This window comes from Bradyrhizobium sp. 153 (genome assembly GCF_023073835.1).
Classification (GTDB): Bacteria; Pseudomonadota; Alphaproteobacteria; order Rhizobiales; family Xanthobacteraceae; genus Bradyrhizobium.
In genome coordinates this window covers 1-12,380 of the sequence record NZ_JADPKH010000125.1, presented here as the reverse complement: position 1 = coordinate 12,380, position 12,380 = coordinate 1, and the positions used below count along the sequence as shown (strand labels likewise).

10 protein-coding genes and 4 pseudogenes are annotated in these 12,380 nt (G+C 61.0%); 2 read left to right on the top strand and 12 right to left on the bottom strand.

Features of this window, described 5'->3' with window-relative positions:
- Nucleotides 1-933: 933 nt before the first annotated feature.
- The 5 genes from IVA91_RS29650 to IVA91_RS29630 form a co-directional block, all read right to left on the bottom strand.
- The gene (locus IVA91_RS29650) at nt 934-2,661 is read right to left on the bottom strand and encodes a DUF3363 domain-containing protein (RefSeq protein WP_247419232.1); all 1,728 of its coding nucleotides are present in this window, start codon (nt 2,659-2,661) and stop codon (nt 934-936) included.
- 547 nt (nt 2,662-3,208) lie between these two features.
- Nucleotides 3,209-4,297 (bottom strand): IS110 family transposase, encoded by a 1,089-nt coding sequence (locus tag IVA91_RS29645; protein WP_247459851.1) that lies wholly within the window; start codon nt 4,295-4,297, stop codon nt 3,209-3,211.
- A 193-nt stretch (nt 4,298-4,490) separates the two neighbouring features.
- Nucleotides 4,491-5,084: a lytic transglycosylase domain-containing protein gene (locus IVA91_RS29640; protein ID WP_346015540.1), complete on the bottom strand. Its 594-nt coding sequence runs from the start codon at nt 5,082-5,084 to the stop codon at nt 4,491-4,493.
- Between the two features lie 305 nt (nt 5,085-5,389).
- Nucleotides 5,390-5,854, bottom strand: a complete 465-nt coding sequence (locus IVA91_RS29635) for a S26 family signal peptidase (protein WP_247278029.1) — start codon at nt 5,852-5,854, stop codon at nt 5,390-5,392.
- A gap of 41 nt (nt 5,855-5,895) precedes the next feature.
- A complete protein-coding gene (locus IVA91_RS29630) occupies nt 5,896-6,360 on the bottom strand; it encodes a DUF2840 domain-containing protein (protein ID WP_247278030.1) in 465 nt (154 codons plus the stop codon).
- Between the two features lie 168 nt (nt 6,361-6,528).
- Here IVA91_RS29630 and IVA91_RS29625 point away from each other — a divergent pair, with 168 nt between their 5' ends.
- Complete coding sequence (locus IVA91_RS29625) at nt 6,529-7,368, top strand: IS110 family transposase (protein WP_247459850.1); 840 nt, start codon at nt 6,529-6,531, stop codon at nt 7,366-7,368.
- A gap of 790 nt (nt 7,369-8,158) precedes the next feature.
- Here IVA91_RS29625 and IVA91_RS29620 read toward each other — a convergent pair.
- From IVA91_RS29620 to IVA91_RS29610, 3 genes and pseudogenes are all read right to left on the bottom strand, one after another.
- Nucleotides 8,159-9,061 (bottom strand): annotated as a pseudogene (locus tag IVA91_RS29620) (replication initiator protein A).
- Between the two features lie 3 nt (nt 9,062-9,064).
- Nucleotides 9,065-9,343: a helix-turn-helix domain-containing protein gene (locus tag IVA91_RS29615; RefSeq protein WP_247459848.1), complete on the bottom strand. Its 279-nt coding sequence runs from the start codon at nt 9,341-9,343 to the stop codon at nt 9,065-9,067.
- 124 nt (nt 9,344-9,467) lie between these two features.
- Entirely contained in the window at nt 9,468-9,764 is a 297-nt protein-coding gene (locus IVA91_RS29610) for a DUF2285 domain-containing protein (RefSeq protein ID WP_247278032.1), read from the bottom strand.
- 1 nt (nt 9,765) lies between these two features.
- Here IVA91_RS29610 and IVA91_RS29605 point away from each other — a divergent pair.
- Nucleotides 9,766-9,948, top strand: a pseudogene (locus tag IVA91_RS29605) (helix-turn-helix transcriptional regulator); the annotation flags it as partial.
- A 70-nt stretch (nt 9,949-10,018) separates the two neighbouring features.
- On the opposite strand, the pseudogene IVA91_RS29600 reads toward IVA91_RS29605, so the two are convergent.
- The 4 genes and pseudogenes from IVA91_RS29600 to IVA91_RS29585 all read right to left on the bottom strand — a co-directional run.
- A pseudogene (locus IVA91_RS29600) lies at nt 10,019-10,152 on the bottom strand (DUF736 family protein); the annotation flags it as partial.
- 222 nt (nt 10,153-10,374) lie between these two features.
- The gene (locus IVA91_RS29595) at nt 10,375-10,515 is read right to left on the bottom strand and encodes a hypothetical protein (protein ID WP_247459846.1); all 141 of its coding nucleotides are present in this window, start codon (nt 10,513-10,515) and stop codon (nt 10,375-10,377) included.
- Nucleotides 10,516-10,610: 95 nt separating this feature from the next.
- Entirely contained in the window at nt 10,611-10,805 is a 195-nt protein-coding gene (locus IVA91_RS29590; protein WP_247278034.1) for a hypothetical protein, read from the bottom strand.
- 3 nt (nt 10,806-10,808) lie between these two features.
- Nucleotides 10,809-11,610 (bottom strand): annotated as a pseudogene (locus tag IVA91_RS29585) (ferredoxin--NADP reductase).
- Nucleotides 11,611-12,380 lie beyond the last annotated feature (770 nt).

Genomic DNA, 12,380 nt, shown 5'->3' with positions numbered 1-12,380 from the left:
CGCCACCGGCGGAAACAACCTTCAACCGAGATCATAATCGCGATGGTGGGGGCAGTTCTTCATGACGCAAAGGGGGCAGTTCCGGATGGCGTTTGACAATGGGACGACACTGCCGGGCCGACGGTCATCTAGATACTCCCGCACATCGTGTCGAGCGAGTCCCCTCCAGCCGGTCGCCTGTTGATGCCCTTGGTCAGCCAGATGCTTGGATGTTGTACGTCAGCTGTTGCGGTCTCTCTGGAAACTGGGACAGGCGAACTGGCGTTCGCCAAATCTTCATTGCGCGATTCGGGTTGCACTTCGGCTATCCGCTATCAAAGCCGGCTTGCCGGCCCGGAGCTGTCCGATTGCTCGCGGGCCTGCCTGCGCGGATAACCTCGCGCGAATGCCTCCAGACAAAATTCGAGCAGGTTAAATCGTTATTCGCCCGCTCGATGACACGCCCACAACTGGTCCAGCAAACTGGACTCTGCCGGTCGGAAAGTCGGTGCGCGAAGCGCCGGAGTCTTCTGCGGAGCATCTGACCATCAGCATCCGAGACCAGCACGCACGGAAGTATCGTCACCGCCATCACGCCACAGCCAGACACCTTCCGATCACTTGAAGATCGAAGGTCCCATGCCGTTTCCGCTACAGGGGATGGCCATCTAGATTCGAAGGGTTCTGCTGTCCGATTTAGCCGTTGAGAGTCTCAGCGACCTAAAGGTGAACGGCGCATTTTTCCACACAGCTGCGTCCAGTCGATGATCGAGCGCCACCAAGGTCGAGGGAACCCGGAGGCGATGAAGAGATCGTTTCAGAACGGTGGACCCTCCATTCGCTATTCGCTGCTCACTATCGCTCCTCTCCCATTTTCCGCCTCGACCTGTCGCGCGAGGCAACCAAGTCTTCCCTGCCGTGCAATTCGGCGTAGTGCAGCGCCATCGCCTCAGGTCAGAGCGATAGGCCGCGCTTGCGCCCGAAGTCCCAGTCCACGCTGCCTGGACCGGCGATGCCGCTGACCTGCTTTCCCAACTCCCGCTCGAGCGAAGGCGACCAGGGCACAAGCTGAAAGCCGAGGCCGTTGTCGATCATCGCGAAGCGCCCGGAGGCCAGTGAGAGGCGTCGACGATAAACCCCCGAAATCTGCTCACCTACATCAGATGACAGGTGCGGAAGCCCCGTTTCCTCCATGAGCCGTCGTGTGACGACATCGAGTTCGCGGTCGCGGAGGGTTTCGATCAGGTTGCGGCTTAGCCGGACCTTGTTGCCATCGCGCTGGGCGAGCCCTTGGTCGGCCAAAACGTCGATGCGCCGTTCAAGTGCTGCACGAACCTCCGCGCCAAACGCATTGCGCGAGAGCTCGGCAGGATCTCGCGCAACGAGCTGCCGGTCTAGCCACGTTGCTCCATCCGCCGCGACCTGGTGGTCCAGAACGAGCTCCGAGCGAACCGCGAGCGCAATCCGTGTTCGACCACGAACGTCCGCAAACCGGCGCAGTTCCACAATCCCGCCGATCGGCCCATCGCCGGCCGCCTCGACGTCAGGAAGCTTCACGTGATGCACGCGCCCGTCAATCCCATCGACAATGGCAAAGGCTGTGCCCTTCAGCTCGTCATCAAGCCCGCGCGCGATGAGACGGCCAACGATCGGTTCGCCATGAGTTTCGCCCTCCAGTGCCCAGGATGCGGGGGTGCGGCTGGCGCCGTCCCGCGTGAGGGTTTTGTGCAGCCGCTTGATGATGTCACCGCGCTCACCCAGCTCTCGCAACCTCGCCTCCGCATCGGCGGCCAGAACCCAGACCGCGGGGCCAGCAGGTTCCGCCAAGCCGAGCCGCTCGAGCGTCCGCATCCGCCCGATCCGAATTTCCCGCAATGGATCGCGCCCGGCATCCCGCTCGAACCTAAAATCGATAACGCCGTCCGCCGTCCCCGCTTCCCGGGCAAGCGTCCGATCGAGCCTGGTCCAGCGTTCGGCTGTCGTGTCCGCCTCAAGGCTCTGGCGGATCTCGAGCTCCGAACGAGGGCCGAGTTCGCGCGTGACAAGGTCGCTGGCGCGGGCGCGCAAGCCCATAGCGATATAATCGCGACTGATGACGAGGTCGGCACCGTCATCGGTACGGCCCCGCACGAGGATGTGAATGTGCGGATGCTCGGTATTCCAATGGTCGACCGCGACCCAGTCAAGCCGTGCGCCAAGGTCGCGCGAGGCTTGGTCCATCAGCTCCCGAGTGAAGCTACGCAGGCTGGCAAGTTCACCAGCATCATCAGGCGAGACGATGAACCTAAAATGATGGCGGTCACCCTCGCAACGCGTGACGAACGCGCGACCGTCCGCATCATCCCCCGCAGCGTCGAATAGTTTGCCCGGAGCGCCGTCGCGAGTGACTCCGTCGCGCTGCAGGTAACCGATATGGCCGCGCAACGCGCCCGGCGAACGCATCCGCCGTACCACCCGCGCCTTGACGATAGCGCCGCGGCCGCGGGCGTTGAGGAGCCGTGCCGCAGCGATGCTCGCGGCGCGGCCGCGTCCAAACTTACGGCCGTGGCCATCCTTACCTCGCGAGAGGCCGCCGGCCTTCTGAGCGGCTGTGAGTACCTGCGCCAGAAACAGCTTTGTCCGGGGCGCGCGCGTGGAACGGATACGGCCGGGACGGATCCGAAGATCATCGTCGCGCGTCATTCCGGCCGCCGCAAGGCATCGAAAACCGTGTAAGAACAGCGCCTTGGGGAAAGCTGAACTTTTCTCCGAGTCGCCGCAATGTTTAGTTGATCATTGAAATCGATACGCTTTCTCGCACAACCGACCGGCCGCACCTTGCGGCTTTTATCCTGCCCTCTTAATCGGTCGTTGCTTGCGCTTGATCTCACCCATTCTCGCTTCCTTTCTTTTCTGCGACAAGGCCCTCGGCGCCACGCCTGGACGCGATGCGCCACCACAGCCGCGAGTCCCGGTGCGCCGTGCACTCTTCCGCGCTCATCGACGGCGTAACGTCGCTGCAGCAGGGCAGCGGGGATGCCGTCGCGACGCAATTTTCCATCGGCATGACGGAGCCACATCACAGGCAGTCCGGCGTGGTCCAGCTTGCACGTCACGTGCGCGGCCACAGGCAAGATAGCGTGCGTTCCGTCGTCGTTGATCTGCACCAGGTCTCTTCCGCTGTCGCGGAGCTCCGTGTTCAAACTGTTGCGCTCATGGTGTCATTGGATTCGTCACATTTGTGTTCTGGTCATGCATGGGCGCCGAGCAGCTTGCGCGCCTTGGCTCTCGCACGTGCGTTGACGTCCGCCTGCGAGGCCGCCGGATCGCCGCAGTAAAACGTGCCATCGACCCACATCGCATGCATGATCACCGCGAGCTTGCGCGCAACCGCCACGGTCGCCTTGCGGTGGCTGGTGCGCTTGGCGATCGCCAGCCCCCAGCTCTTGACCTTGTCCTTGCGCTTGAATCGGGTCAACAACGCGCTGGCCGCCTCATAGAGCGCCCGCCGCACGTCGGCATCGCCCGCCTTGCTGATCCGCCCCTGCACGTCGATCGACGTGCCGGACTGCCAGCGCCGCGAGGTCAGGCCAAAATACGCCGCCACATCGCGCGACCTTTTGAAGCGCGAAGGATCATCGACTGCTGTCATGAAGCTCAGGGCGGCCACCGGCCCCACGCCGGGGATCTGCATGAAGCGCCGGCACAGCTCATGTCCGGCGACCAGCTTGACCACCAGATCGTGCAGCCGGCAGTACTCCGTCCACAGCGCCGCGCGCGCGTTCAGCATGGCGTCGATCAGCTCGCTGACCAGCGCATCGCCCGCGACCGCCTCGCGCACCGCTTGCGCGAATCCGCCGCGGCCAACATGGCTGAGGCGAATGCCAAACACCTTCAGCGAATGCCGGATCGCGTTCTCCAGATCCACAAACTTGCGCTTCAGATTGCGCCGGTGCGTCAACAACAGCCGCAGCCGGTAGCACGCCGCGCTCTTGATGTGCGCCTTGCGGAACCAGCCGGTGCGCATCAAATGTGCCAGGCCGAGCGCGTCGGTCCGGTCGGTCTTGTTGCGCTGCGCCTTCAGCGCGGCGCGGACGTGGAAGGTTTCCAGACAGACTGCCGGCAGACCGAGCTTCAACAATTCCGGATGCAGCCAGGGCGACAGCGAGCCCGCCTCATGGCCGAGCCGCCGCAGCCGGCCGAGATACGGCGTCAACGCCGCCTTGATCGCGTCCGGATCGGTCACCACCGCGACCTCCAGCGCCACCTTGCCCTTGTCGTCCACCACGCAGATCGCCGTCTCGTCCATACCGACATCCAGGCCACAGAAGAATTCCATCACACGCCTCCCACGTTGCTGAGGCGGCGCACTGTGCGCGTCATTCATCGCGCAGACCACTTGCGCTGCGGCCGCAACTACCGGCGCAGACCGATTACGGGCGGCCGTCGGCGGTCGGCTCCCCCCTGCTTCCTCCCGGCCATTCTCAAACATGTGAGAACCTTCGAGGCCATGCGACCAAATCCGATTGCTATCACGGAGACTGCACCTTGATTGATCGATGCCAAAACAGCCCCGTCGCGCGAGGTACAAGTGCACGGGCAACGGCTTTAGGCGCAGCCTTCGACGAATTCATTGTGCGCACTCCTGATGCAAAGTTGTCGGCAGCGGACGAGCTGCCGCATCGCTCAACAAAAACTGGAGCTTGCTGCCACAGGACGACGTGTCTGGCGGCCGAACCACGGCTGTTGCGTTGCTCAACTCCGATCAATGCTGCGAGTCTGGTCACATATGTTTGCGTTTCTTCTGGAAGCGATCGACCTGTCGTCAAATGCTCGTCATACCGCTTCGGTCCCGCATTGTAGGCTGCAAGAAACCCTCCCGATCCGAACCGGTCGAGCATCTCGCGAATGTACGCTGCCCCAGCTATAATATTGTCGTGCGGATCAAACGGATCGATACCGAGATCATGACGAGCGCTCAGTTCGACCCAGGTCGCGGGCATGATTTGCATCAGCCCGAGCGCTCCTCGAGGCGATATGGCGTGCGCATTACCGCCACTTTCGACCTGCATCACGGCATCGATCCAACGCTCCGGGATCGCGAACCGGTGGGAGGCTTCGGTCACGAACGCGGCGTATGCAATGCTACGAGGCAGGGTTATGGAGTGCGCAGCTGGTGCCCGCGATGCGACCTCCGCTCTGGCGCTCGAGGCCGGTCCGAACGTCAGCAGAATTCCCAAAAAGCAAGCAGTGGCCCCACATCGCATTGTGCGGACTGCCGCCAAGTATAAAGTTTCTCCCAGCCGGCCTTGAGGCCGCCTGATCCTGGGGCAATGCGCGCCGATTCTCAAGAAGCTGGCCGAGACGGAGGAACGATGTTGCGAACGGCCGTATGGAGAAATGACAAGCCAACAGGGGAGAGCCGGCATTGTCACTTCTCTCTGGTCCACACCGGGAGCGCTCGCCCAATGACGGCCGATCTCGGCAGAGGTCCGAAATATCGGCCGTCTAGCGAGTCCGCCGACTGCCAGTTCATGAGAAACACTTCGTCCTCAGCAATGACCCAGCAGCCCTGCCAGACCGGCAACGGCCGGCCGCGACGATCGCGCTCGCTTGCCTCACCCATTTGTATGCTGTCGACGATGATTGCGAGGCCCGTTCTGCAGACGGTTTGGCCGGGCAGCGCCAGCACACGCTTGAGCATTGGAAGGCCGCTTGGCAAATAGCCGTTGAGATCGAGAAAAGTCGCGAGCGGGTCTGGAGTTCGAACCGCCACGAGCTCAGTAACGTACAATGGTCCGGCCTCTTGCAGGCGATAGACTCCGATCGGCACGCTGTCCGAGGCATTCCAGATGTACAATGGTGAGGTGTTGTTGACTGGCCAGAGCGCGAGCATTGTGGCCCCACACATCGCAAGAATGTTCCCCAACCGTCCCATCAGAGTGCCAACCTGCGCCGATGGAGCCACGCTTGGTGGCGTGCACGGGTATAAGCTCGTGGCTTTTCGTTGACAGAAAGACGGTTGTGGGCGTGATGCCAATACTCCGGGGCTGCATCGGCAGGATCGATGCCCAGTGACTCTACGGAGTCGATCAACTGGAGAACGCGTTCGACCTTTGGCCAACCAGCTAATCGCAGCAGGCTTTCGCCGCCGGGGCTGACCCAAGGCACGGTTGAGTATCGCTGGCCTGGCGCGACGGCGCGTAAAATGTCGATCCGAGACAGGATGGTTCCGAAGTCGTTGGACGTCCAGCGCACGAACGCGAAGATGCTGCCGGGCAAAAACGAGAGAATGCGCCGGTGATGATCAACGATCTTCTCTGATGCAGGTTTACCGAACCGGATTCGATTTTCGATGCGCTTCTCGAGCCACAAGAGCTCAACAGTTGTGAGGTCGCTCACCTGACTGCTCCATATTGTTGAGAGGGATTTGGACGTGCCGAGAATGGCTATCACCGACGCATCGTGCGAGGAGCCTTTGCGTCGGTAGGACGGCTGTAATGACGCTTCGATGGATCGGTTGCTTCGCGACAATCCGGGAACGGAACGGGCGGCGCGTTCCGGCGGAGAATGGTAGAGACGAACGACGGAATTTATGCAGGGCTCGACGTGTCGCTCCAGGCAACGAATGTTTGCGTGGTGGACGGCGACGGCAACGTCGTCCAGGAAGCGACACTCAAGACCGATCCGGACGCGATCGAGCTGTTCTTGGTGGAATGCGGAATCCACGGCCTGGAAGCGTTCTCGTACAGGGCCTGGCTGTTCACGGCGCTTTCCGAAAAGGGCCTCGCCGTGATCTGCATCGAGAGCCGGCACGCCAAGGCGGCGCTGAACGCGATGCTGAACAAGACCCGCCGCAACGCCAAAGGCATTGCGCAGATGATGCGGACCGGTTGGTTCCGTACGGTTAATGTCAAGTCGGAGAGCGCACAGCCGCAGCGCGCGCTGCTGGTCGGGCGCAAGGCGAGGCGCGGCGAGACGCTGGGCATGGAGAACATGATCCACGGCCTGTTGCGCCCGATCGGCCTCAAGGTCGGCGAGATCTCGGTCGGCCGTTTTGACGCGCGGGTGCGCGAGATCATGGCCGGAAAGAGAGAATTGGAAGCGATGGTCGCACCGCTGTTCGACGCCCGCAACGCCATGCGGCTGCAGCTGGCAAAACTGCACCGCCTGGCGCTGGCGGCTGCGCCCAGCGACAGCGCGGTGCGCCGGATGATGACGGCGCCCGGAGTCGGCGCGCTCGTGGCGCCGACGTTTCGCGCCACCGTCGATGATCCGGCGCGATTCAAGAAGTCGTCCAATGTTGCCGCCCATTTCGGACTGACGCCGCGGCGCTATCGATCCGGCCAGACCGACCGGATCGGCAGCATCTTCACATGCGGAGATGAGCTGACGCGAGCGATCCCGTAGGAGGCGGCGATCGCGATCCTCACGCGCATTCCGAAGAGTTTTAAGCTGCGGCTGTGGGGTCTGCGGCTGGCCAAGAAGAAGGGGCTGAAGCGCGTGGCGACCGCGGTGGCGCGCACGCTCGCCGTGCTGCTGCACAAGATCTGGATCGATGGCACGACCTTCCGGTTTGGCGCGGGCGTGAAGCGCGGCCGGCTCCCTGCGGTGGCCTGAGGGCCTCCGCGACCCGGCCGTTTCCACGAGCGGCTTCTTCCGCCGCGGCGGAGCGGCGTCTCCCAACCAGACGGGGATTTGGGTGAGATCGCTACTTTTGCTGCCAGCGGCTTCATGCACACTTTTGAAGCCATCAAGCAGGGCGCTGGCTAGCCTGACCGCCCATTCTCCAGATTCAGGCATGTGGTAGCGGCCGTGCCAACCACGAACCTTAGCGAGTTCTCCTCGACGAGCGAGTAACGGAAACGAACGAGCGTAACGCGGTGGTGACAACGATGCTGCTGATCGCGTGATTTTGCGCGCGATCGCGTCCGCGCGCGTGCGCTCGTGACGAGAATCGCATTGCGGAGAGGCTTTGCGCGTGACAAAGTAAGCGCATGAGGCATCCTCGTTGCACGCGCGGCCGACTTGTTCACAACGTACTGATTCACAACAAGAAGGTAGTGTCAGTATATTAGTAAAGTTAAGAGAGCTGGGAAGATTGCCGTCGCAGTGTTTTAGGTGCGATTTCGTCCCCGGTAGCACGCGGATCGGGTCCCCGATGGCACGAGTCTTCCAGTCCCTGATAACACGAGCGAATTCACAGCTTATCCCCTGCAGGGCTGATGAGGCCAAGCTTTCGCAATGGCCGCGTAGGCGGGTCGATCTGGACGGTGCGAAATTCAATCGTTCTTCGCCATTCAGGTCGTGTGTGATAGCCAGCCGATAGCTCGGCAAGGTCTGATGATGCACGATTTGGCGCCGGTCGTTGGCGAAGTGCTTCAGCGGCGCGAGGCTCCCGGACTTGGCATGCAAGTGCATGAGCCCGAAGCTCCAACCGCTATGCTGATGACCCCCGTGCTTGCGGATGAGGCGATAGAGCCAACGTTCCAGTCCACCGGTCAGATCGAAATACGCGCGATCAATGGTCAGCACGAGCGATTCGTTTAGAACGCCCGTGTAGAACCAATCGGGTAAGATCAACTCAATCGCACGGGCATGCCTGTGCACATCGCTTGTGTGTTTCCATTCGTTTCTCCAGGAGAAGAGATGCCGCGACCGTTCTGTCGGTTGTCGGATTGAGGTCATGACGCTGGTTGATTGCAATCGGTCGAGCGCAGCCTTGAGGCGGTCGTAGTCGCGTACGCTGGTGCCGCGGCCGACGAAGGTCAGGATGTCATAGGGGGTGGTGAACATCAGGCGCGAGGTTTTCAACCCGGCATCACGAGCATCGACAATCTGTGAGGCAGCCCAAATCAGAACGTCCGCGCCCCAGATCGTGCTCCAGGCCATGTTCCGGCACCGCTTCGACACGGATGGTGATGGTGCCCGAGCGGAAGTCGATCGGGACGATCCGCTTCGACTTTGCTAGCGAAAAGAACGGATACGCCATCAAGTCTTGCGCGTCTCGTGCAGCGAGATTGCCAGGACGCGCGCGAAACAGATCGAGTTGGTCGCGCTCTGACCGCCGCCTCCCGCCTGCAGTTGAGTTGCTGTCGGGCATAGGTCAGCGCCGCTCCTTGCCCGCATACGGAATCGGCGTGTGCCGTTTCGCGGGCAGGACTGTGCCTGCGCCAGGATCGCTGGTGGACGTTTTGGCGCCGCGGTCAACCCACGCCGTCAGGTCTTCGACCGCATACACAACGCGGCCGCCCAGCTTCCGGTACGTCGGGCCTGTGCCATAGGTGCGGTGCTTTTCGAGGGTGCGACCGGACAGTCCGAGAAAGCGCGCCGCCTCGGGCGTGCGCAGGTATCGCGGCGGCAAGCCGGCGTTCGGATCGGGCATTTGCGAGGCTCCGTGGTCGTCTGGAGCGCGACCGGGTTCGGTCGCGCGTCGACGGTCACCATGACGGAGTAGGAGTGCTCAGGGGGATGCCGAAGATGGACCGATGGTTTTCGGCACCCCTGCTCTACTCCCTGCGAGATGGGGGATGCAGTAATGCGCGATAGCCGCCGCGCATCAGAGCCAAGCCGGCTTGCACCAGGCGGATGGTCCGGCTGCGCAGCTCATGGGTTTTCCAGCCGCGTTCAGGGATGCATTTTCGGCCGAACAGCACTTCGGCGATGACGCGATAAGAAGCGCCAAGTGCCCATCGAGTGCGCACAGCGAAGGCCAATCGTTCGCGTCGCTGCGCCGAAAGCTGATAAAATGGGGGTCCTGGGGCGCGGCCGGTGATAGCGCGCCACAACCGACGTGAAGCGTGCACGCGGATCTCCGAGGCGTCCGGCTTTACTCAGCAATACATCAGCGATTTAGAGCGTGGCCGGCGCAATCCCACGATAGTGACGCTGTTCGAACTCGCGAGCACATTAAGCCTTAGCCACGTCTATCTCGTGTTGCCTGATGAGGAATTCTGCAAAGAGCGAACCAAGACGCCGAAGCAAAAATGAAAGGACTTCGGCCAGACGCTTGTTTCGGTTGCTCGGCAGTTGCTGCATGACTTGAACACGAAGCTCCGCCCAGGGTGTAGCCTTCGCCGCCTTCGTCATCGAACAGGTTCGCGTATATCGGCGCGTCGAGGAGGATGGTCAAGCTCGTGTGAGAGGTATTCGCGCGCTTCCTTCGGAGCGCGTTGACCACACTGCGCCTATCTCGCGACTATACTGCGCACCAAATAGCAAGCTTATGAGCCGTTAACCGGCAATTCTTCTATGATGACCGGAAATTAGGGCTTCAAGACCATGGTCACAATAGGCTGCCTAAAGGCGGGCTTTACCATTCCAACACAGCGTCCGCCCAAGGATTGATCAACGAGTGCTAAGCGCTCGGGCCGGCGCTATCATTCACAAGCGTCGACCTCCTCGTCGGGGAATTTCTCAGCGTCCAGCTCCAGCCTGTTTTTCGCCTTCCAGCTCCCGTGTGACTAGCACGTAGTCTTCGAACGTGCTCGAGCCGCTGATCTGCGTGTCGATCAACAGCCGCAGCTCGTGCCTGAACTGATACTTGCTGACGATCATTCGCCTATCCTACTATTGCTGGGTTCAGGTACGAGATCCAACTTTTCGAGCTGGCGCGTCGAACAGTTTGCGCTACTTCGGCGTCGCTCAGAGACTCACGAGCGCTCCGACTTTCCGCCCCCGACGCTCTTTACGACGTTGCGTAAAACGATTTCAGAAAGCTGCACTACCTGCCGTTTGAGAAACACAACCAGCTGTGTGAGACGAAGAATTTCTTGTTTGCAGCGCTCTAGCTCGCGCTCTTCGTCTGTCATCGTCGATGCTTCATGGCGATTTGTACTTGTCGTCATGGTTCATATGCCCTCCTTCTGCGAGACGAATCTATTTCGTTCTGCGAACTCTTTTTCGAACACGAATTGCGCCGGCTTGCCTTGATCCCCATCGACAACCCTTCGCCACCAATAGCTCGCGGGGATCGCGCACCAAGCCGGGGCTGCCACAGATCATGATGCGGTCATGCTGCGGCTCCAGTTCCGGCAGTTCGATCTCCGCGAACAGCTTGCCTGAAACGATCAGATCGGTGGCCTGGCCGCGGTTACAGAAGCAATCGCGCGTCACGGTCGGATAATAGATCAGCTGGTAGCGCACGAAGTCGCCGACCAGTTCGTCGCACGGCAGTTTTTCCGTGATCATCTCGCCATAGGCGAGCTCGGTGACGCGGCGGCAGCCATGCAGCAGCACGACATTCTCGAATCGCAAATAGGTTTCGGGATCCTTGATGACGCTCAGGAACGGCGCAAGCCCGGTGCCGGTGCCGATAAGATGCAGATTGCGCCCGTCCTCGAGATTATCGATGACCAGCGTCCCCGTCGCCGTGCGGCTGACGATGATCTCGTCACCCTCCTTCAGATGCTGCAGACGCGAGGTTAAGGGACCATTCGGTGCCTTGATCGAGAGGAATTCCAACCGGTTCTCGTAATGAGCGCTGGCGAGGCTGTAGGCCCGCAGCAGCGGCTTCTCGTCGACCTTGCGCCCGATCATCGTGAATTCACCGCTACGGAAGCAGAACGACGGATTCCGGGTCGTGGTGAAGCTGAAGAGATTGTCCGTCCAGTGATGGACGCTCAGTACTTTTTCCTGGCTGAACTTGCTCATCTCACCGTCCCGGCGAAACTAAGGCATGATCCGAATCCACGGGCCGCGTTCGCGCAAAGTTTGCATCAGTTTTCCGAATGATCATACTACAAGCACCAGATGAGGCTCTCGATGAAGTAGAGTCGGACCGATAGCTTCGCGCCCACAACCGCTTTGTCTTTCATGTGAAGATCGGCCTGTGTCCCTCCTGTGGCGATCAATCCCAGGCGCTGCCCATTCACGTAGATTATCCAATCGCTTTACTCTTCCGCCCGCCGGCCTCCCCAGATAAACTTTTTGCCCAGTTCACGCGGGCCGGTAGGCTGGCTTTGCCAGCTCACTCCCGGCCGAGTGGCCGTGCCCCTCCTCGAGCAGCCGCAATGGCAGATTTGGGCGCATTTGCTCCGACAAACATAGTACATTGCGAACAAACAATCTCGTTTCGCACGTGAGTGTGGTGTCTCGGCTTCAGTGGAGCGCTTCGTACAAAACACCTGTTCCATCTCGCCTGGACCTTGCGCTCGGTTCCAACGCTACTGGAACGAGAACCCCAACGAGGATCGACGCTCCGAGATTCGCCGAGATATCAATCCCCTGAACATGCTTCCTACGACCGTGTGATTGCTGAAGCAGACTGTAACAACTCTGCGATTCTGCTTAATGCAATGAGGCGCGTGTTCACGGCTAAATCCGTAAGCGCTTAGCCGGAGCCCTTGGTTCGGGATCGGGATAGCTGTGCGAAGAAGCCTCCGGGTTGGACGGAGGTTTGAGATGGGATTGGACAGCAAAAA

Excerpts from the sequence above, each read along its gene's own strand:
- IVA91_RS29650 (WP_247419232.1), bottom strand. The coding sequence starts at position 2,661 with ATGACGCGCGACGATGATCTTCGGATCCGTCCCGGCCGTATCCGTTCC.
- IVA91_RS29615 (WP_247459848.1), bottom strand. The coding sequence starts at position 9,343 with ATGCCCGATCCGAACGCCGGCTTGCCGCCGCGATACCTGCGCACGCCC.
- IVA91_RS29595 (WP_247459846.1), bottom strand. The coding sequence starts at position 10,515 with ATGATCGTCAGCAAGTATCAGTTCAGGCACGAGCTGCGGCTGTTGATC.
- IVA91_RS29625 (WP_247459850.1), top strand. The coding sequence starts at position 6,529 with ATGGTAGAGACGAACGACGGAATTTATGCAGGGCTCGACGTGTCGCTC.
- IVA91_RS29635 (WP_247278029.1), bottom strand. The coding sequence starts at position 5,854 with ATGCTCGCGCTCTGGCCAGTCAACAACACCTCACCATTGTACATCTGG.
- IVA91_RS29645 (WP_247459851.1), bottom strand. The coding sequence starts at position 4,297 with ATGGAATTCTTCTGTGGCCTGGATGTCGGTATGGACGAGACGGCGATC.
- IVA91_RS29590 (WP_247278034.1), bottom strand. The coding sequence starts at position 10,805 with ATGACGACAAGTACAAATCGCCATGAAGCATCGACGATGACAGACGAA.